Below are 20,893 nucleotides of genomic sequence, written 5' to 3' on the forward strand. Positions count from 1 at the left end.
TTCTCCCCGTCTGGAATGATGAATCCCGCGCAAAAGTTTAGAACCAATTTCCCGTTTCACCAAAGGGAAAATGGGTCATTTGGTTCAGTTTTGGATTAAAATATGACTGTTTTCGGAAATATTTCTTAGTTTGGTATATTTTTGGAAGGCAAATTTTAGACTTTCTCAACTCCAGTGGGTCGGACCTCGAAACTATTCGGTGCCGTCAATATCAGGTGTAGTTTCCCTTCACCCGCTCCTTCGTCGGGTCAAAATGGGGGAAGGTTGTCACACGGGCACGCAGGCGTTTTTGCAGTCCGTCGAGTTGCCCGACTTCTAGTTCAGTGCCCAGTGCTGCATGTGTGGTTGCGATGCGACCTAGGGCGATTACCTTGCCCAGAATGGGCGATTTCATTGCGGATGTGATCTCACCCACCTGCGCCCTGCCAACGCGCACGCAGTCACCCGGGGCGGGTACAGTGCCGCCTTCAAGCTCGAAGCCGACCAGCTTGCGGTGCGGATGTGCCTTGCGCTCCTCCAAGGCGGCGCGGCCAATAAAGTCGTCAGTCTTTGACTTGAGCGGCACGGTAAAGCCGATCCCCGCCTCCCATGGGTCGGTGGAATCATCGAACTCGGACCCGGCAAAGATCAAGCCCGCTTCGATCCGCATCAGATCGAGCGCCGCAAGCCCCAAAGGCGTCAGGCCATAGTCCTGACCGGCCTCCCAGATCGCGTCAAAGACCTCCTCGGCGTCTTTGGGATGGCAGAAAACCTCATAGCCCAATTCGCCAGAATATCCGGTGCGCGAGATCACGACCGAGGTGCCCTGAACGTCTCCGATCCGGGCGACGGTCAGGCGGAACCACGGCAGTTCCTCGATCGTGGGTTGCTGGGGCGGGGTCCAGAATACCTTGGCCAGTATGTCGCGGGAATGGCGGCCCTGCACGGCGACATTGTGGAGATGATCCGTCGAGGGGCGGATCCAGGCATTAAGCCCGCGTTTCTGCGCCTGCTCCTGCAACCACAGCCCAGAGGTGTCATTGCCGCCAATCCAGCGGAAATTCGTGTCCCCAAGCCGATAGACCGTGCCATCGTCGATCATACCGCCGTGGTCGTAGCACATGGCCGTATAGACCACTTGCCCGACACTCAGCTTTTTCATGTTGCGGGTCACGCAGAGCTGCAGCAGCTCTTCGGCATCGGGGCCCGTCACTTCGTATTTGCGCAAAGGCGATAGATCCATGATTGCCGCCTTCTCGCGCACCGCCCAATACTCGGCGATGGTCCCGTGACCCGGGAAAGTGTTGGGCAGCCAATAGCCGTTATATTCGACGAAATCCCGTGTGTGCCGGGCAAAACAGTCGTGAAACGCGGTTTTCCTGGTGTCCTGCACGTCCGCCTCCGCAGATTTTCTGTAGCCGATGGATCGGTCGAATTCCTCGTTCGCGCGATAGGTTCGCACCTGAATGTCGGTGGGGTTCCAGCCATTGGCCGGGTCCACGTCGCAGGGGCAGGCCGTGCTGACGCAGACAAGATCGCTGAGCGCGCGCAATAGCACGAAATCGCCCGGTCGTGACCATGGATCGTTCATGCCGATGGCATTGGTGTCATCCAGCAGAGTGTTGAAGAAGAAGTTGATCGCAGGCCAGCCGCCGCGCGGGCGGATGCCGTATCGGGCCAGATCGGTGTTGATGTTGTCCGAGCAGTTCACATGGCCGGGATAGCCGAGATCCTCATAGTATCGTGCGGTGCAGGCCAGTCCGAACGTGTCGTGACGCCCGCAGGTGTCCTGCACGATTTCGACCAGAGGTTCCTGATCGACGCTCCAGTATTTGCTGAAGAGTCCCGGCGCGGGGTAGAGACTGCCACCAAGGCTGCGTGTGGTGGTCGGGTCGATCTCGCGTTCCAGCCCTTGATCAAGCGCACGCAGGGAAAACGCCTGAAAATCCGAGCACTCCCGGCCCTTCACGTCTAGAATCTGGATGTATTCGCCTTTCTTCACCTCGTAGGAGGTGGCGTTGCCCGGCTGGATGTTGAAGTCCTGAAGCGGGTCGGCAAGCGGTTCGGGTGGGCCGATCTCCTGCTTTGCCGCGCCGGGGGCGTTGCGACGGATATAAAGGATCAGCTCGGTTGGCGGGTTCTGTTTTGCCGGGTCCATCGGTCCGCCGGGTGCGGCCAGAATGACCAACCCGTCGCTGTGGGCCACATAGGTCTCCATATCGCCCGGGCGGGCGTCTTTGGAAAACAGCGTGATGGCATCCCCATCCCCAATGCGAAAGCCTGATGCGGTCAGCGCCTTGAGCACCCGCAGGCCGGATTTGCCGCCGCCGGTCAGCGTATCGATAATGCCCTCAGGCCGGCCAAGGCCATCGGCGCCCAGCATCCCCGCGTCCGAGGATCCGTTCGGCGCAAAAAACACCATCTCGCCCTGCTGCAACCCGTCGCGGTTCAGGATAAGGATCTCGTCACCCTTCTCGACGCGCACCGCGCGGCTGCCGCCGCCGGGAACCGGATGGCGCTCGGTTCCGTGCGGCAGGATGAGCAGGCCCGGGGTCAGGACACCGTGACGCTCGAACGGCACTTCGAAGATGGGTTGGACATTCATTGCGGCAACTCCGAAGGGTGGGGCATTGGCATCTCACTCAAGCCCCAGCGCGGCTTTGCGGTTCCGGGCCCATTTGTTGATCGTGATGTCGAAGGTTAGCGCCATCAGCGACACGCAGATGCCCAGCACGAAGTTCTTGCCCAGATCGGTGCCTGCCAAGGTGCGCTGCAACTCCTGCCCCAGATCCTGTGTGCCGATGAAGGCGGCGATGATAACCATGAAAAAGGCGAACATGATCGCCTGATTGAACCCCACCGCCATGGTGGGCAGCGCCAGCGGCAGTTGCACCGAAGTCAGCTTTTGCACCCGGGTCGCCCCGGACATGTCGGCGGCCTCGGTCATTTCGGGGGGCACGTGACGCAGCCCCTCGACCGTGTAGCGGGTCAGCGGCACCAGCGTGAAGATCAGGATCGAGAACACCACGGCCACGTCATTCACCCCGAACAGCATGATCGCCGGGATCAGATAGATGAAGGACGGGAAGGTCTGCGCTGTATCCACGATGGTCAGCACTACCTTGTCGCGCGGCCAGTCGCGCACGGCCAGCCACAGGACAAGGAAGGTTACTCCGAAGATGTAGAGCGACGGCGAGGCGGGGGAAAGAAACGCTGCAGACCCTTCAACCGCCGTGAAGAAGTGATAAAGGCTTGAGACCAGAAGGGCGCCGAACAGGACCGGGATCCGCTTGAAGGCAAGGCCCACGAGCCCGATGGCAAAGTCCTTTGCGCTGCCCTGCAGGGACAGTGGCGGCGCTGCTCCCCTTGCGGTCCAGATTGCTAGCGGAATGCCGATCAGCATGGCCAGGACCACCGCCGAGATCACTGTGTAAAGCGTGATGACTGACCGATCCCACCAGCCGGTCGAGGCGACGATGGAAAAGAAGATGGCGGCGATTATCGCCTCGCGCCGTCCGGCCAGCCAATAGGCGAAACCAGCGATCGCCAGAATGAACGCAGGCGTGGGAACCCAGAGTAGCGCATTGCGGAACGGGATCAGCACCTGCACATTCAGAAACCAGCGCAACCATTCCGTCGTTACCTGTATCCCGTCAATGTCGAGGAAATACTTGATCGCGGTGTCGATCTCTTTGCCTTGGGACAGGTCCTGCGTGCGATGCACGTCGCCAAGGACACTGAACAGGTATTGCAGGATATTGCCCTGATTTGCGCCCTCGGTCAGCGTGTAGTTCGGCACCCGGTTCGACAGGTACGCAAGACCCAGAAAGACGACAAAGGCACCGCACCCCAGGACCGTGTAGAAATGCCGCTTCCACCAGGGCGTACCTTTCTCGAAATGCTCCGGCTGCTTGACCACCCAGGCTTTGGACAGCCGGTCCAACGTAACGGCCAGCAGCACGATGGTTACGCCGATCTCGAAACTGCGACCTAGCTTGAACGAGTTCATCATCGCCAGCAGCTTTGCGCCCAGCCCCGGCATGCCGATGAACGCGGTCAGAACCACCATGGCAAGGCACAGCATGATGACCTGATTGACGCCCACCAGAATTTCCGTGCGTGCGGCTGGCAGATAGACGTGCCGCAGCATCTGCCAGCCGGTGCAGCCCGCCATCTTTCCGGCCTCGACCACTTCGGGGCTGACCTTATGCAGGCCCAGCGTAGTCATCAAGATCATCGGTGGCATGGCATAAATGATCGTGGCAACCGCACCCGCGGTTGGCCCCACTTTGAAGAAGATGACGGCGGGCAGAAGATACGTGAAGAACGGCAGCGTTTGCAGCACCGCCAGAACTGGACGCATTGCCCGGTCGAACCAATTGTATTTCCAGGCAACAATGCCCAATGTCAGCCCGAAAACGAACGCGAGCGGCGCTGCGACACTGATCACTGACAGGGTCTGCATCGCCAGCTTCCACTGCCCGACCAGCGCCGTCCAGATGAACGTACCGCCCGCCAGCGCCGCCATACGCCAGCCGCCCAGATAATAGCCGATCACTGTGGCCACAGCCGCAATCGCCGACCATGAAATCGGGCCGATATTTGGCCAGCGCCGCTTGCCTTCCAGCAGGTTCGCGGTTGTGTTCAGCATGAACTCCAGCGGGCCCTCAGAAAACCACCGGGTAAGATAGATCAGACCCGGACGCCCGGTTTCCATGTCGCCCTTGATAAAGTTGAAAAACGCGTCCAGCCATTGGGCGTAGGACGGGATCAGCCATTCGGGCGGGCGGTTCAGCCATTCGGGCAGCATGCCCACCGTCTTCAGAACCAGCAGCAACAGCGCAACGCCGAAGATCAGCCGCAAAGCTGACATACGGCCCGAGCTGCGCCGGTCATCGCGAAGGGTGGTATGGTCGGTAACCGAGGCCATCACCCGTCGCCCATCAGCACGTCAAGTGCGGCCTGACGGTTCAGCACGCCGACAACAGCGCCAGTGTCATCCGTGACAGGCAACTCGTCGCCACTGTCCGACACCAGCCTGCGGGCCAGATCATGGATCGTGGTTCGAGCGGCTACCGGCTGGCCGTCGGGGACGTGCCCGTTCACCGGGTACGCCAGCGCGCCGGCATGCACCACGCGGGCCTTGTCGATTTCCTCGGTGAATTTGGCCACATAATCCGTGGCCGGGTTCATGACGATCTTGTCCGGCGTATCACATTGCTCGACCGCGCCGTTTTTCATAATGGCAATGCGGTCGGCTAATCGCAGCGCCTCGTCGAAATCGTGGGTGATGAACACGATGGTCTTGCCCAGCATCTCCTGCAGGCGCAGGAACTCGTCCTGCATTTCGCGCCGGATCAGGGGGTCGAGGGCCGAAAACGGTTCATCCAGAAACCAGATGTCCGGTTCGATGGCAAGGCTGCGGGCAATGCCCACCCGCTGTTGCTGACCGCCGGACAGCTCGCGCGGGAAATACTCCTCGCGCCCTTCTAGGCCGACCAGACGGATTACCTCAAGGGCACGCGCACGCCGCTCGTGCCGGTCCTGACCGCGCATCTCAAGCGGGAAGGCGACATTGTCCAGAACCGTACGGTGCGGCAGCAATCCGAAGGATTGGAACACCATGCCCATCTTGTTGCGGCGCAGCTCAATGAGTTCGTTTTCAGTCAGGGCCATGATGTCCTGACCTTCGACCGCAATATTACCACCGGTGATGTCGTGAAGCCGGGAAAAACAGCGTACCAAGGTCGACTTGCCGGATCCGGAGAGGCCCATGATTACCAGCATTTCGCCGCGCCCGACCTCGATCGAGACATTCTTGACCCCGGCGATATAGCCATCCGCGCGGATCTCGTCATAGCTCTTCTCGCCCTGCATCCGGGCGAGGTAGCGCTCGGGGTCGGCGCCGAAGAGTTTCCAGACGTTGCGGCAGGAAATGACGGGCGTTTGGCTATTCAACGGAAGTTCCCCCTTGGATAGTGATGCCACCCCCGAACCGTCGAGGATGGCATCGGTCTCAGCCTGTGTTCAAGGACCGGCTCACGAGCCGCCGGTTACCCAGCCTTGCCACACGTCCTCGTTTTCCTCCAACCAGCGCGCTGCAGCGTCTTCCGGCTCCATCTCGTCGGTATCGACGAACTTGGCCATTTCAGCGATCTGCGGATTGGTAAACGAGATTTTCGTCAGCACTTCGTAGGCGTTGGGCCATTTGTCCTGCATCCCGTCCCATGCGGCTTTCTTCAGGTATCCCTTGGCTGGATTGCCACAATCATAGAGGGCATTCGGATTCGGACCGACCGACGGGTCCTTGTCACAGCCATCGACCCACTCCGGGAATTCCACGAATTCACCGGGCCAGACGGCCTCGGCAAAATTCGGGGTCCAGTTGAACACAACGACCGGGCGCTTGTCTTTCTCTGCCGCACCAATCTCGGCCCATAGCGCTGCTGCAGAACCGGCGTTGATCACCGTAAAGTTCATGTCCAGCGCCTCGACCCGCTCTTTGCCGTGCTTGAGCCAGTCAACCGGACCATCCAGATAGCGGCCCTTGTCGCCGGTTTCCGCCGTGGCGAACAGATGCGCACACTCGTTCAGCGCCTCCCAGTCCGGCAGGCCGGGGCAGGCGTCCTTGGTCCACATCGGATACCACCAGTCCTCGCGCGTGACCGCGTCGTGGTCGCCCGCGTCATGTAAGCCGCCCTTTTCCAGCGCGGCCCGGAAGGATGCGCCAAACGCGCCTTCCCAGACCTCAAGCTCAAGCGTGACATCGCCCAGGCGGACCGACTCGTAGACGGCCTGGCTGTCAGTGGTGACAAACTCGACATTATTGCCCATCGATTCAAAGATCTGCCCGACCACGTGACTCATCACGATCTGGCTGGACCAGTTGTGGATCGGAATGACGATGGGATCGCTGCTGTCTTCGGCTAGCGTCATTGTTCCGGATGCCAGAGTGATGGCACCGGCAAGTAATACGGATTTCAGTTTCATGGTGGCTCCCTGTCTGGCTGGCGTCTTGCGCCACTGGGATTCTCTTGATCCCGCGCGCGTATAGAGTGCCAAATTCCGGGCCGGGCTCAGAACAGAGATTTGATAGGCTTTGGCTGCATATTTTAGGGGCAAGAGGCGGAAAGTATGTTTAGATCAGGCTGTTGCCGAATCTTTCGGCCCGGGATCGCTGCTCGGCAACGGGGAGTGTAGACGCGCGATGTTGAAAAAGCGAAAGCTCTTGCCGCCCCTGGACTATCTGCTGGCGTTTGAGGCAGCGGCCCAGCTTGGCAGTTTTGCGCGCGCGTCCGAGCAACTGAACCTTTCGGAAACCGCGATCAGCCGCAAGGTGCGCTTGCTGGAACAACACTATGATCTGCCCCTGTTTGTGCGCGGTCATCGGTCGATCACTTTGACATCGCACGGGGCGGCATTGCTGTCATCGGTCGGGCAGTCATTGGACATCCTGCGCGACGCCTCCGAGGATATATTTGCGCATCACACCAACAACACCGTGACACTAGCCGCGACCAATTCCGTTGCGGCGTTATGGCTGATGCCAAGGCTGCGCACCTTCAGGCGCAGCAATACGCGGGTCAAGATCATGCTGGTTGCCAGTGACAGTGACGAAGAGTGCATGTCCGAGGAGATGGATCTGACGATCCTGCGCGGCGAAGGCAACTGGCCCGGTTTCGAGGCGCGGATGCTGTTTGGGGAAACGGTGTTTCCGGTCTGCTCGCCGGGTTATCTCCACCGCGTCCCGCAGGCCGTCCGGTTAAAGGATCTGCCCGAGGTCGATTTGATCGAGGTGCGCAGCAGCCATACGGAGTGGATGGACTGGCGCACGTGGCTGGGTCATCAGGGGGCTGAGGACGTGACGCTTGACCGCGCCGCCTTTTTCAACACCTACCCGCTGGCCATTCAGGCGGCGGTGGACGGGCTGGGCGTGGCGCTGGGGTGGGGGCATCTGGTCGACCACCTACTGGACGCGGGCAAGCTGGTCCGGCCCGTGCAGCAAAGCTATGCCCGCACCGAAAGCGGGTACTTTCTGCTCAGGAATATCGAAAAGAAACGCTTTGCCGAGCAGGAGATTGTCGAGGATTGGCTGGTCAGGGCCAGTGAAGCGCGCAGGCGGTTTACGCCGCCTCGCGCAGACTGAGCGTCAGACTTCAAGGTAGCTTTCCAGACTGTCGTCCAACGCCTCGACCCAGACCGTGTGATGCGGCGGCGCCATGGTGCCGGTCATCGGGCTGACATAACCATGATCGCGGAAGGTCATGATGTTCTTTTTCTTGTGCTTCTTCCACTCGTAGAAGGCCTGATTTGCAGCCTCGATGTCGAAACTGGGGTAATCGGTTTCGTCGATCAGCTCCTGCGTATAGGCGCCCTGATAGGCGATGCAGGCATAGTCATCCGCCAGAGCATCCTCTTCGGTCTGGCGTTGCCTCCAATCGGCTTCCATCGTCTGTCGGTCGGGCAGGGCGATCTTTCCCATGATTGCGTCGCGGACCCACCAAGCCTGCGCGTCGAACATGTTGAACGTGTACCACTGGTCCTGCATCCCGAGGTAAAAGAGATCGGGGTTGTTGATCCAGACCACGCCCTTGTAGAGATCGTTCGCGGCCAGCCGGTTGGCGGTTTTCAACCGCAGGTCATCGGGCAGAAACGGGAAATGGTGCTTGTATCCGGTGCATAGGATGATCGCATCGACCTCGCGTGAGCTGCCGTCAATAAAGTAAGCGGTGCGCCCCTCGACGCGCTCGAGCTTGGGAACTTCTTGCCAGTTTTCTGGCCAGTCATAGCCCATCGGGGCTGTGCGGTGGGCGACGGTGACGGACTTGCAGCCGTATTTCCAGCATTGCGAGCCAATATCCTCGGCCGAATACGAGGTGCCGAGGATCAGGATGTCCTTGCCGATGAATTCCCGCGCGTCGCGGAAATCATGGGCGTGCAGGATGCGGCCGTTGAACCCTTCGAAGCCCGGATAGTGGGGCACGTTGGGGACTGAGAAGTGCCCGGTGGCGACGACAACATGATCGAAGGTTTCGGAAATCTCAGTGTCGGTTGCGGCGTCCCGGCTCACCACCTCAAACCCGCCGTCGGGCAGGGCGCGCACATCGCGGACAATCGTATTGAACCGGATCTTGTCGCGCACGCCGGCTTTCTTGACCCGCCCTTCAATATAGTCGAACAGGACCGCCCGGGGTGGATAGCTGGCAATCGGTTTGCCGAAATGCTCGTCAAACGTGTAGTCGGCAAATTCCAGACCTTCCTTGGGTCCGTTGGACCACAGGTAGCGGTACATCGACCCGTGGCATGGGTTGCCGTGCTCGTCCACACCGGTGCGCCAGGTGTAGCGCCACAACCCGCCCCAATCGGGCTGTTTTTCGTAGCAGACGATCTCGGGCACATCCTGGCCCTTGTCCGCGGCGGACTGGAATGCCCGGAGTTGAGCAAGCCCTGACGGTCCCGCGCCGATCACACATACACGCTTGGTCATTCAACTTCCTCCACGATTGTCTTGTGTTTTGACAGGCTGCCTGTCGCCGCTAACCCGTCCCCGAGGTTGAGGCCGCCCAATCCGGCTCAAATCCCAGAACCACCGTGTCGCCGGGCAGGTTGGGATTGAACAGGCGGTTATGGGCCATCGTTGCGCGATGCAGGGGGTTGTGCGGGGCCAGTTTCCAGACCTTGCAGTCGAGATCGAACCGCTGTGCATAGGCCTCGAACACCAGCGTCACCCGCTGCGCCGCGTGCAGCCGGTCGGCGCCGGGTGAGCCGGGCGGGAAGGTGGCCGTCAAGATGTCAGAGAACTCGGCGGCCTTTTGGAAATAGGTGGCGGACAGAAACCGGATCGCCTGATCGCGCCGTTGCGCGGGGTCGTTTGTCTTGGCAGCCATATGTTCGAATTCCGGCGTCATGGAGTAGCCGGGCGCCTTGTTCAGGACCGTGATGATATGGCCCATCGGTTCGGTTTTGCCCGCCAGCAGCACAGCGGGTGAGATCGCGTCGTCCGGGCGGCCTTCGGCGTCGCGCATGGCGATCTGCCGCACGCGGCATTGCCATTTCAGGAATGTCATGCGCAGCGGATCATCGGACATGGTCTGACCGAGGGATGTAGCGAGGGAACTCATGCGACACTCCGTTTATGGTTGCGGGCGCTGCGAAACGGGCGGTCGTGGCTGAGGCTGGGAATGCGGGCAGCTGTGCGCCCGACAAGATCGAGGTCGATCCGGACCTGAACCACGCCGGGCAGATCACCGCCATCGGCAACCACGTCGCCCCAGGGATTGACCACCAGTGAATGGCCATAGCTTTGACCGCCGCCCGGAATGTCACCGATGGCGCAGGCTGAGACGACGAAACACGTGTTTTCGATAGCGCGGGCACGGTTGAGGATATGCCAATGCGCTTCGCCCGTGCGGCGGGTGAAGGCGGCAGGGCAGCAGATGATCTCGGCCCCGGCAGTGGCGAGGTCGCGGAACAGATGCGGAAACCGCAGATCGTAACAGATCGTGTGTCCGACCACGGCAAAGGGCGTTTCGTGCAGGACGGCCTCATCCCCCGGCGCGATCGTTTGGCTTTCGCGGTACACTTCCGTTTCCGAGAGCGTCACATCGAACATGTGAATCTTGTCGTAACGCCCGCGCACCTCTCCCTGATCGTCCAGCATCAGGCCGCGGTTCACGATACGCCCATCGGCGCCATCCACAGCGATCGAGCCGACGTTGATCCAGACCTTGTGCCGAGCCGCAAAGCCGCGCATCGCCGTCAGGAATGGGTGTGAACTCTCTGGCGCACTGGGCGGGGTCAGGGCCTGCCCGTCCGACTTGAGCCCGCCGCAGTACTCCGGGAGAAACAGGATATCCGCGCCCGCCTGCACCGCTGCCTCTGCCATCGGCAGCGCCTCGTCCAGCGCGGACGCGAAATCCGGCATCGGGCGGGTCTGCAGGCAGGCGATGTCCAGCGGGCGCGGCATGGGATCAGAACTTCATATAGGCTTTTCTCAGCATGACCAGCGGGTGGCGGTCCGACATCTGGAACTTGATCAGCAACTCGCGCGCGATCATGTCCCGATCCTGCTGGTTGTCGGGCAACTCGATACTGTCGGGGATGCGCACCCAGCCGTTGATGTTGCGGTCGAAGACGGCAGGTTTGCCTTCCTCGTACCCCATGTGGATGTCCTCCAACCAGTTTAGATCATCCCAGCCCATCACTTCCATGTATTGCTTCAGGAATGGGGTCAGGCGCCCGTAATCAGGGACCAGGTTCACGTCATAGCGATAGCCGATGTGCTGGCCAATCTCTTTCTCGCGTTCGGATTCAAGCCCCTCGGCGTCATTCAGAAACTGGTCGACATCCTTGATCTCGGAACCGCGATATTGTGTTCCAGCCATGTCTTACTCCTTTCAGGTGATGGGAGCGGGTGCGCCCGTCACAGGTGGTGATAGTCTTCAACGCCGACCGTGTGGTTGGTGCCAGCCAGGGGCACCCCGGCCATCGCGCTTGCTTCCATCGTCAGCGCCGCCAGATCTTCCGGTTCGAGGCTGTGCAGATGTGTCTTGCCACAGGCGCGGGCAAAAAGCTGCGCCTCGATGGTCAGCGTGTGGAGGAAGTTGTAGACGCGCTCGGCAGCCTCATCCGGGTCCAGCCGCTGACGCAGCATCGGGTCCTGCGTCGCCACGCCGACCGGGCAGCGGCCCGTGTGGCAGTGGTAGCAATAGCCGGGCTCGGCGCCGATTTCCTCGGGATAGTTGGCCTCGGGGATGTCCTTGTTGCAGTTCAGCGCCATCATGGCCGAATGGCCGATGGCGATGGCGTCTGCGCCAAGTGCGATGGCCTTGGCCACGTCTGCCCCGTTGCGGATGCCGCCTGCGTAGATCAGCGTGATCTCGCCGCGCTTGCCCAGATCGTCGATTGCCTTGCGCGCCTGCCGGATTGCGGCGATGCCGGGCACGCCGGTATCTTCGGTGGCCAGATGCGGACCGGCCCCGGTGCCGCCCTCCATGCCGTCGATGTAGATCGAATCCGGGTCGCACTTCACCGCCATGCGTACGTCATCATAAACGCGGCTTGCCCCCAGTTTCAGCTGGATCGGGATCATGCCACCGGTCGCCTCACGGATTTCGAGGATCTTCAGCGCCAGATCGTCCGGGCCCAGCCAGTCCGGGTGGCGGGCGGGCGAGCGCTGGTCGATGCCCGCGGGCAGCGAGCGCATCTCGGCCACTTGGTCGGTCACCTTCTGGCCCATCAGATGCCCGCCGAGGCCAACCTTGCAGCCCTGACCGATGAAGAATTCACAGCCGTCGGCCAGAACTAGATGGTTGGGGTTGAAGCCATAGCGTGACTGGATGCATTGGTAGAACCATTTCGAGCTGTAGCGGCGTTCGTCGGGGATCATCCCGCCTTCGCCCGAACAGGTCGCGGTACCTGCCATGGTCGCGCCACGCGCCAAGGCGGTCTTGGCTTCATACGACAGTGCGCCAAAGCTCATCCCGGTGATATAGACCGGAATGTCCAGTTCCAGCGGGCGGCCCGCGCGCGGGCCGATCACTGTCTTGGTCTCGCATTTCTCGCGATAGCCTTCGATAACGAACCGGGTCAGCGTTCCGGGAAGGAAGGTCAGGTCGTCCCAGTGCGGGATTTTCTTGAACAGGGAAAAGCCGCGCATCCGGTAGCGTCCAAGCTCGGACTTGATGTGGATGTCGTCCATCACACGCGGCGGGAAGATGAAACTGTCGCCGATCCGGTTTACGTCTCGGGCCAGTGCGGGTTTTTGGGTCGGGCTTCCGTCAGGCATTTTGCACGTCCTTTCAATCCGGTAGCGGGTGGCTAGTCCATCCTCACAGGATCAGTTTCTTTTCGTTGGGCTCGAGATTGTCGTAGTTCCACAGCTGCTTGCCGGCGACGATCTTGGTGAAGTGATCCACGCCCTTGTCGGGCATCAGGCCGTATTGCGTCAGCTTTCGGGTCAGCCAGGCCTTGTCGAGATCGGTCAACTCGGCCTCGACCGCATCCACGCCGCAGGACTGGATTTCGCCACCGACATAGATCGTCCCGTCATACATCGAGTCGCCCAGGTTCTTGCCTGCGTTGCCGCACACGACCATGCGGCCACGCTGCATCATGAAGCCGGACAATGCGCCGGTGTCACCGCCGACAAGAATGGTGCCGCCCTTCATGTCGATGCCGGTGCGAGAGCCTACGGACCCACGGCACACCAGATCGCCGCCGCGAATGGCGGCACCAAAGGTGGAGCCTGCGTTCTTTTCGACCACAACCGTTCCGGCCATCATGTTCTCACCGCAGGACCAGCCGACGCGTCCGGTGATCCGCACGTTCGGCCCGTCGATCAGACCGGTGGAGAAGTAACCGGTCGATCCGTCGATGATCAGGTTCAGCTTGGACAGGATCCCCACACCCAGCGAATGCATTCCGCGTGGGTTCTGCAGCACAATGGTGCCGTAGCCCTCGGCCATCAACGCCCGGATCTGGTTGTTTACCTCGGTCGTGGTCTTGCCGTCGCAATCGACCTCGGTACGCTTGTTGAAGTCGACCGATGGCGCCCAAGGGTATTCGAACCGCTCGGTCGCGTCCGGGTCGAACTCGATATACATCGACTTTCCGGTCAGCTGTTCGGTGGTCATGCCAAGGGCCTTGACCCGTTCCTCCTGGGTCATTTCCTTGAGTTCGGCGTCAGTTACGCTTGCCATACGCGGACCTCCTCATCATAGGGGTCATAGGTGTCGATTTCCTGCGGAAGGATGGCCCGGATCGCCACCTCTTCCGAGGCCATGGCGATCAGGTTGTCGCTTTCGTAGAGAACCAGCGGTTTCGCGGCCATCGTGTCCTTGGCCATGCCCAACTGGTCCTTGGTCGCAACCAGATAGGTGAACACGCCGTCGATTTCGTCGATGGACCGGCGCAGGCTGTCCTCGAGGGCCACGCCATTGGCGAGGTTGTGCGCGGTGTAGACCGCCAGCAGCTCACTGTCGCAGTTCGACATAAACCGGTGGCCTTTGCGCTCCATCTCGCGGCGCATGATCCAGTAATTGGTGATCTGGCCGTTATGTACCACGCTGATGTCATTGTAAGGGAACGCCCAGTAAGGGTGGGCGGAACGGATATCCACATCCGATTCCGTCGCCATGCGGGTGTGGCCGATCCCGTGCGTGCCCTGGAAATCGTTCAGGCCGTAAAGCCCTGCAACGTCCGACGCATCGCCCAGATCTTTGATCAGCTCCAGACCATTGCCCATCGACAGGATCTCGACGCCCTCGGTCTCCTCGATGTGATTGGCCATGCGGGCCGTGTCGCCGTCATGAGACAGGATGTAGCGCAAGGAATATTCGGTGGGCGCCTCCTTGGCCTTCACCGATGCGCCATGTTCGCCGAGGATCGCCTCGACTGCCGCGATCCGGTCTTCGATAATCCCATGAATCCGGCTGCCGCTGCCCATGTCTTCGGCTTCGGCCACCTTGAGGCGCATGATATAATCGCCCTCCGAACCCTCGCCATAAACCGCGTAGCCGGTCGAATCCGGTCCGCGATGCTTGAGCGCCTGCAGCATGGCGGTCATCTCGCCGCCGACATTCGAGCTTGCGCCCCTGTGTATCAGTCCTGCAATTCCGCACATTGCGGTGTGCCTCCTTTGGTTGAAACGGATGGCGGGCAGGGCCGCGACCACCGTGCAGATCCGGAGTGAGGCGGGCCGTCACCTGCCCGCCGCGTCCTGCCGCTTAGGGCAGGCACTCCATGTAGGTTTCGTTGTCCCACTCGGTCACCGTGGACATGAAGCGGGCGAACTCGTCACGCTTGTATTCTTCGAAAAGCCGGTACATCTCGCCCGGCATGCCGCGCTTGACGACGTCACTGGCGGCCAGATGGTCGAGCGCTTCGCCCAGACTCATGGGCAGTTTCTTGACCTTCTTGCCCTGGGCCATCGCGTCATAGATGTTGCGTTCCTCGGGCTCGCCCGGATCGAGGTTGTTTTCCAACCCGTCATCCATCGCGGCCAGCAAGGTCGAGCCCATCAGGTACGGGTTCACCATCGAGTCCACCGACCGGTATTCGAACCGTCCCGGTGCCGAGACCCGCAGGCCGGTCGTGCGATTCTGGAAACCCCAGTCGCTGAAAACCGGCGCCCAGAACCCCGTATCCCAAAGACGGCGATAGGAGTTCACAGTGGAACAGCCGATCGCGGTCAGCGCTTGCAGATGGGTAACCACGCCGCCGATGGCCTTCAGCCCTTCCTTGCCGGGCATTTGCGGGTCGTCCGTGTCAGGCATGAACGTGTTCTCACCGCCCTTCACGTACATGTAATTCTCGCGCATCCCGGGCAAGTTGTCAGGGTCGTTGCCGGTTCGAACAAATTCATCTTCGCCGCCATGCCACAAGCTCATGTTGTGGTGGCACCCCGAGGCGGAGACGCCCATGAAGGGTTTGGTCATGAAGCAGGCGAAAATCCCATGCTCGCGCGCCACCTGCGCGCAGATCTGGCGATAGGTGGTCAGCCGGTCCGCATTGCGCAGCACGTCGTCGAACATCCAGTTCAACTCAAGCTGGCCTGGCGCATCTTCGTGATCGCCTTGGATCATGTCGAGACCCATCTTCCGGGAATAGCGGATAACCTGCATGGAGACGGGCCGCAGGCTTTCGAACTGGTCGATATGATAGCAATAGGGTTTGGAAAACCCGTCGCGCGGCTTGCCGTTCTCGTCGAACTTGAGCCACATCATCTCGGGCTCGGTCCCGATCCGCAGCTTGGTGCCGTGTTTCTTGGTGAACTCTTCGTGCAGGCGGCGCAGGTTGCCGCGGCAGTCCGAGGTCAGATAGCCGCCGGGGTCGATCTTTTCCTCGCGGTTGCGGAACAGCGTGCAGAAAAAGCGCCCGATGGTAGGGGCCCAAGGCAGCTGCATGAAAGTCTCAGGCTCGGGGATGCCGACAAGCTCGGCTGCCTCGGGGCCGTAGCCCAGGTAGTTTCCGGCCCGGTCCGTGAACAGATTCACGGTGGCACCGTAAACCAACTGAAATCCTTTCTTGGCAACGGATTCCCAGTGATCGGCGGGGATGCCTTTTCCCATGATCTTGCCGGTGACCGATACGAACTGAAGATACAGGTACTCGATCCCCATCTCGTCGATCATGGCGCGAACTTGTTTGATCTTTTCGTCGCGCCCGGGTGTCTCCACAAATCGCTCTAGATCCGTCTCGGCCATTCATCTTCTCCCTTGCTGGTCACATTCAGGCGTTTTGTGCGCCTTTTTTTGTCTTGCGGGGCAGGTGTCTCGGTGCCTGTCAGCTCCATGGGTAGGGGCTGTTGGACACCGGGTGCAGTTCGCCCTTTTCGAACCTGTCAAAGCGGAACGGTTCCAACAGTTCCTGGGGTTGGCCCAGTACTTCGTCTGCAATAAGATGCCCCACGCCGATCATCTTCCATCCGTGGTTCGAGTCGGCGATGACCGTTGCGTTGTCGTGGAATCGGTCGAACACCGGGAAGCTGTCCGCAGTAAAACACCCGATGCCGCCGCTGGCCTCGCGATGGTATTTGGGCATCGTGCCCTCATATCTTTTCTGGCAATGCGCCAGCGCCGACACCCACATATGGGCAAACTCGTCCGAGGCCACGAATTCCGGGCTGGACGGGCCATAAGGGTCGATCTGCACCTCATCGACCGGCGTATCCACCTTGTAGGGCGATGCGCCGCCCTGGATCCCGCCGAAGTGCCAATCGGGTTTGTAGTAGATCCCCCACATCTCGTCGGTGATCAGAGACCCGTCAACGGTCGAGTGCAGTGGTGCATCCGTATCCACGTGGATCACCGGCGGCAGCGAGCCGTCATCGGCCTTGCCCAACTCGGGATCAATCTGCAGCACACCTTCTTCCAGCTGCCAGTATCGCCACATGTCCACACCCTCGTGCACATCGCCGTTCAAATCCTTGACGGTGATCTGCCCGGGCAGCCCCAGCATGTCCCAGAAGTCGCGGACCCAGGGCCCCGCACCGATAATCAGCTGCTCGCAACTGATCCGGCCTTTGTCCGTTTCGACCGCGCTGATTGAACTTGATCCGTTCTCACTTATCAGTTCCTTGACTGTCACGCCGGTCAGGATCCGTACCCCCAGCTTTTCAACCTTGTCGGCCATCGCGTACATGGTTTTGGTCTGGTTCGAGAAGCCGCCGCGTTTTTCGTGGAGGACACTGGTGATGTTCTGGGCCTGCCAGTCCCCGAAAATACCGCGCATATATTTGGTCGACGCATTCTGGCCTTCGATGAACACGCTTTCATAGCCGATCTCGCGCTGTTCGCTGAAAATCTGGGCGATATCGTCACGCATGGCCTCGCAACTGATTTGCATGTAGCCAACCGGGTGATAGGAAAGACCCTCAGGGTCGCTTTCCCAGACATCGACCGAATGAGCCATCAAGCGACGCATAGCAGGTTGGAAATAGTTGTTGCGCACCACGCCACAGGCAATACCCGACGCGCCAGCCGCAATCCCGCTTTTGTCCAGGATTGCGATGCGGCCTTCGACCTCTTCACCGCGCTCTTTTAGACGCTCTGCGAGTTTCCATGCCGTTGAGATGCCGTGTATACCGGCTCCGATGATCAGAAAATCAACGTGTTGTGGGAATGCCATGTGGGGTTCACCATTGTGCAAGGCCGTGGATGATCTGTTGGGTCAAAATCATGCAGGGACAGAACCAAAAATCAACCTATTTCTGAACCAATTGATCAATATCTTGCATCAATTTTACATTTGGTTTAATTTTGGATCATCTGACGGGAGTGGGAAATGACGGGCAGAAAACTGGGTTCCGCTGATATCGCTGCGTTGCTGCGCCGCGAAATTTCCAAGGGAACTTACAGGTTACACGACAGATTGCCGGCGTCGCGGCAGATGGCGGACGAGTACGGCGTCGCCCGAAATACCCTGCGTGAGGCATTGGCTCAGCTTGAGGTGGAAGGTTACGTAAACACGCGGGCCGGCAGCGGTACCTACATCACATTTCAAGAAAAAGAGACCAATGTTGCACCACTTGAGGATACGAATCCGCTGGAACTGATCGACGCGCGATTCGCGCTCGAGCCGCATATTTGCCGTCTATGCGTGCTGCATGGCAGCCGTCAGGACTTCGATCTGTTGGAGGGCCTGTGCGACCGCATGGAGGAAGCTGTGGATGATCCCGTGGCCTTTGCCGAAGCCGATACGGCGTTTCACAAGGCGCTTGCTGCGACGACCCGCAATACCCTTCTGATCTGGATTATCGACCAGATCAACACGGTGCGTTCTCTGGACGAGTGGACCAGGATGCGCCACCTGACATTGGATGGTGCCATCATCAAGAAGTACAATGCGCAGCACCGGCAGGTGCTGAACGCAATCCGGCTGAGAGAACCTGAGCGCGCGGCAAACCTGATGAAGGAACATCTGGAAACGGCCCGCTTGTCGCTGACACGGGCGGCCGAAACCTGACGGGATGTAAGCAAGATGGCGATACGCGGCGTTTTGGTGGATATCGCCGGGGTCCTCACGGATCAGGGCAAGGCGATCCATGGCGCGGTGTCTGCCATTGAAGAGCTGCGGCGCGCGGGCATACCCATGCGCCTAGTCACCAACACCACCAGCCGCCCCCGCCAACGGCTTCTGGACGAGTTGTTCCAACTTGGTTTTGAGTTCGACGAGGCGGAGTTGTTCACCCCGGCGGGCGCGGCAGTCGCGTATCTTTCGCGGCATGAGCTGAGCCCACATTTGCTGATCCACCCTGATCTGAACGAAGATTTTGCGGATTGTGTGGAGGGTCGGAACCCGGCGGTCGTTGTCGGTGACGCCGGAGAATTCTTCACCTTTGACCGTCTGAATGCAGCGTTTCGTGAGATCTGCTCCGGCGCGCCGTTGTTGGCCTTGGCAATGAACCGGACATTCCGGGACAGGGACGGGGAACTGAGCATCGACGCGGGGGCGTTTGTGCACGCGCTGGAATATGCAAGCGGCAGCAAACCGGTGGTTCTTGGCAAACCTGCTCTGGAGTTCTTTGAGTTGGCTGCGCGTAGCATGGGCTGCGCTTTGCCGGACTGCGCCATGATTGGGGATGACGCCGAGGCCGATATTGCCGGAGCTCTCAAGACTGGGGTCGCCGCTGCCTATCTGGTGCGGACCGGGAAATACCGGGAGGGCGACGAGACCCGGTTCAAACCGGTTCCGACGGCTGTCGTTGCTGATGTCACCGAAGCGGTGGAGCGAATGCTCGGCTAAGCGGTCTCAGGCCTGAGCGGCGCATTGCAGCCAGTTTATATAGATCCGTTCTGCCATGCTGCGGAACCGGTCAAGCTGGTCGCTCACGTCGTTGTCTAACCGGGACACGGCATCCTCACCCATCGCTTTTTCAAGGGCGGCGCTATATTCGGGGATTGCGGCCCAGTTTGTCACCGTTTCCGGCTCTGTTTCGACGTGAAACTGAACCGAGTATGCGCGTGTTCCCCATTTCATCGCCTGAACCGCACAAGCCGGAGACGTCGCCAGACATTGCGCACCGGCAGGCATCTGAGTGACCTCTGCAGAATGCCATTGCAGGCAGGGAAACAGCTCGGGCAATCCATCAAAGAAGACGCCGGTAGCGCCGGCCTCCGTCAACTGCACATCCATGACGCCGATTTCGGGGGTGCCAGAGGCGCCGACTTTGCCTCCAAGCGATTCGGCCAGAAGCTGATGACCCAAGCACAGGCCCAGAAACGGCAGACCACGGCCTTCGACAGCATCCCGGATGTATGCTTTTTCGTCAGCCAGCCAGGGATGCGCATCTTCCTGCCAAACATCCATCGGGCCGCCCATTACCCATAGCGCGTCATACCCGCCCAGCGGAGGCAGGGCTTCGCCCTTGTCCAATTCCACCGCGTCCCAAGTATGTCCATCCTCAGCGAGGAATTCACGGAAGATGCCGGGATGTTCCACCTCGGCATGTTGAAGGACAAGAATATTCAACACGTCTCTCCATGTTCCTTAGGTGTGTTTATGCCGTTTTGGTTGATCCAATATGCATCCAATCGGAAAAATTGGTAGGGCAAATCGGGGTCCCGGAAAAGTTTTGGCCAGAAACTACGACTGGGTTGAGGTGACCAAGCGATGGCCTTTGCTGGCTTCGGACACAATCCACTTGGGATTGGCCTGATCCAGTTCCAGCTTCTGTTGCAAGTGTTCGACAACCAGATTGATCCTACGATCACTGGCCTGGCCAGGGGTTCGCCCCATCAGCGCGGCCATCTTTGCCTGACTCAGCGTCTGGTTCGGATGGTCAACCAATATCGACAACACTTTAAGCTCTTGCGCAGTCAGGCTTAAAACCTGCTCGGCTGAAACTAGCCTGTTTACAATGCGGTCAAAGTGCCAGCTACCAATTGTGTTCATGCCGCCGCCGCTTGGCGTCTCGGAACCGCCACCGGAAATCTGATACAGAAGCGCCTGTATGCGGGTCGGCAAGTCGTCCTTTTCAATGGCCTCGGTATCTTGATCGCCACCGACGCAAAATTCCGCGACCTCATCTGGACGATCCTTGCGCATGGTCATCAAAAAAGTGCCGGTGTCACCACTCTCTTGCCCGGGCTGGTCCGCGACCACGTTGTTTCCCCAGCCAGAATCCACATCCACAATGATCGATGCGGCAGACTCCGAACCAAATGTGTCCTCCCGATGTTTCATCTGTTCTACTTCACGAACCCGAAACCCTTTTTCACGTATGCAAGTGGCCAGACGTGACAGAGCCACAACGTCATCGCTGTCTATCAGGATTTGGAAGGTCATTCGAAAAACCTACATAGCTTTGGAAACCCGAACAAGCGGCTTGCCGTTGATCAAGGATGCTCTGGGCCGCGCACAACTGGTCCGTGACGGCAGGTTCCGGGCGAGACGCGCCGAATTCCGCCGCCCC

At 59.9% G+C, this 20,893-nt stretch carries 18 protein-coding genes; 3 read left to right on the top strand and 15 right to left on the bottom strand.

Going from position 1 to position 20,893, the window contains the following annotated elements:
* Positions 1-211: 211 nt before the first annotated feature.
* From AB3N21_RS05150 to AB3N21_RS05165, 4 genes are all read right to left on the bottom strand, one after another.
* Positions 212-2,584, bottom strand: a complete 2,373-nt coding sequence (locus tag AB3N21_RS05150; RefSeq protein WP_367934202.1) for a DUF1989 domain-containing protein — start codon at positions 2,582-2,584, stop codon at positions 212-214.
* A gap of 33 nt (positions 2,585-2,617) precedes the next feature.
* Entirely contained in the window at positions 2,618-4,852 is a 2,235-nt protein-coding gene (locus AB3N21_RS05155) for an ABC transporter permease (RefSeq protein WP_367934492.1), read from the bottom strand.
* A 56-nt stretch (positions 4,853-4,908) separates the two neighbouring features.
* Complete coding sequence (locus tag AB3N21_RS05160) at positions 4,909-5,937, bottom strand: glycine betaine/L-proline ABC transporter ATP-binding protein (protein WP_367934203.1); 1,029 nt, start codon at positions 5,935-5,937, stop codon at positions 4,909-4,911.
* A gap of 81 nt (positions 5,938-6,018) precedes the next feature.
* Positions 6,019-6,969 carry an ABC transporter substrate-binding protein gene (locus AB3N21_RS05165; RefSeq protein ID WP_367934204.1) on the bottom strand — a complete coding sequence of 317 codons (951 nt, stop codon included), beginning with the start codon at positions 6,967-6,969 and terminating at the stop codon, positions 6,019-6,021.
* 217 nt (positions 6,970-7,186) lie between these two features.
* On the opposite strand from AB3N21_RS05165, the gene AB3N21_RS05170 reads away from it, so the two are divergent.
* Positions 7,187-8,125, top strand: coding sequence for a LysR substrate-binding domain-containing protein (locus AB3N21_RS05170; protein WP_367934205.1), 939 nt, complete (start codon positions 7,187-7,189; stop codon positions 8,123-8,125).
* A gap of 3 nt (positions 8,126-8,128) precedes the next feature.
* Here AB3N21_RS05170 and AB3N21_RS05175 read toward each other — a convergent pair whose 3' ends face one another.
* The 9 genes from AB3N21_RS05175 to AB3N21_RS05215 all read right to left on the bottom strand — a co-directional run bounded on the left by AB3N21_RS05175 (position 8,129) and on the right by AB3N21_RS05215 (position 17,607).
* Entirely contained in the window at positions 8,129-9,466 is a 1,338-nt protein-coding gene (locus tag AB3N21_RS05175) for an NAD(P)-binding domain-containing protein (RefSeq protein ID WP_367934206.1), read from the bottom strand.
* 49 nt (positions 9,467-9,515) lie between these two features.
* Positions 9,516-10,100, bottom strand: a complete 585-nt coding sequence (locus AB3N21_RS05180) for a hypothetical protein (RefSeq protein WP_367934207.1) — start codon at positions 10,098-10,100, stop codon at positions 9,516-9,518.
* Positions 10,097-10,945 (bottom strand): carbon-nitrogen hydrolase family protein, encoded by an 849-nt coding sequence (locus AB3N21_RS05185; RefSeq protein ID WP_367934208.1) that lies wholly within the window; start codon positions 10,943-10,945, stop codon positions 10,097-10,099. The genes AB3N21_RS05180 and AB3N21_RS05185 overlap by 4 nt, the downstream gene beginning before the upstream one ends.
* Positions 10,946-10,949: 4 nt before the next feature.
* Positions 10,950-11,363: a hypothetical protein gene (locus tag AB3N21_RS05190; protein ID WP_367934209.1), complete on the bottom strand. Its 414-nt coding sequence runs from the start codon at positions 11,361-11,363 to the stop codon at positions 10,950-10,952.
* 38 nt (positions 11,364-11,401) lie between these two features.
* Complete coding sequence (locus tag AB3N21_RS05195) at positions 11,402-12,766, bottom strand: FMN-binding glutamate synthase family protein (protein WP_367934210.1); 1,365 nt, start codon at positions 12,764-12,766, stop codon at positions 11,402-11,404.
* Between the two features lie 43 nt (positions 12,767-12,809).
* Complete coding sequence (locus AB3N21_RS05200) at positions 12,810-13,679, bottom strand: GXGXG motif-containing protein (protein WP_367934211.1); 870 nt, start codon at positions 13,677-13,679, stop codon at positions 12,810-12,812.
* Positions 13,667-14,602 carry a glutamine amidotransferase gene (locus tag AB3N21_RS05205; RefSeq protein ID WP_171173199.1) on the bottom strand — a complete coding sequence of 312 codons (936 nt, stop codon included), beginning with the start codon at positions 14,600-14,602 and terminating at the stop codon, positions 13,667-13,669. Before AB3N21_RS05205 ends, AB3N21_RS05200 begins: the two co-directional genes overlap by 13 nt.
* Before the next feature lie 103 nt (positions 14,603-14,705).
* Positions 14,706-16,184 (bottom strand): glutamine synthetase family protein, encoded by a 1,479-nt coding sequence (locus AB3N21_RS05210; RefSeq protein ID WP_367934212.1) that lies wholly within the window; start codon positions 16,182-16,184, stop codon positions 14,706-14,708.
* A 79-nt stretch (positions 16,185-16,263) separates the two neighbouring features.
* Positions 16,264-17,607 carry an NAD(P)/FAD-dependent oxidoreductase gene (locus AB3N21_RS05215; RefSeq protein WP_367934213.1) on the bottom strand — a complete coding sequence of 448 codons (1,344 nt, stop codon included), beginning with the start codon at positions 17,605-17,607 and terminating at the stop codon, positions 16,264-16,266.
* Positions 17,608-17,763: 156 nt separating this feature from the next.
* Between AB3N21_RS05215 and AB3N21_RS05220 the strand changes: the two genes are divergently transcribed.
* Positions 17,764-18,444, top strand: coding sequence for a FadR/GntR family transcriptional regulator (locus tag AB3N21_RS05220; RefSeq protein ID WP_367934214.1), 681 nt, complete (start codon positions 17,764-17,766; stop codon positions 18,442-18,444).
* Positions 18,445-18,459: 15 nt separating this feature from the next.
* Positions 18,460-19,224 carry a TIGR01458 family HAD-type hydrolase gene (locus AB3N21_RS05225; protein ID WP_367934215.1) on the top strand — a complete coding sequence of 255 codons (765 nt, stop codon included), beginning with the start codon at positions 18,460-18,462 and terminating at the stop codon, positions 19,222-19,224.
* Between the two features lie 6 nt (positions 19,225-19,230).
* On the opposite strand, the gene AB3N21_RS05230 is transcribed toward AB3N21_RS05225, so the two are convergent.
* Both AB3N21_RS05230 and AB3N21_RS05235 read right to left on the bottom strand, forming a co-directional pair.
* Positions 19,231-19,953 carry a type 1 glutamine amidotransferase gene (locus AB3N21_RS05230; RefSeq protein ID WP_367934216.1) on the bottom strand — a complete coding sequence of 241 codons (723 nt, stop codon included), beginning with the start codon at positions 19,951-19,953 and terminating at the stop codon, positions 19,231-19,233.
* Positions 19,954-20,064: 111 nt separating this feature from the next.
* A complete protein-coding gene (locus AB3N21_RS05235) occupies positions 20,065-20,766 on the bottom strand; it encodes a winged helix-turn-helix domain-containing protein (protein WP_367934217.1) in 702 nt (233 codons plus the stop codon).
* Between the last annotated feature and the right edge of the window lie 127 nt (positions 20,767-20,893).

The organism is Ruegeria sp., from assembly GCF_040830605.1.
GTDB lineage: Bacteria > Pseudomonadota > Alphaproteobacteria > Rhodobacterales > Rhodobacteraceae > Ruegeria.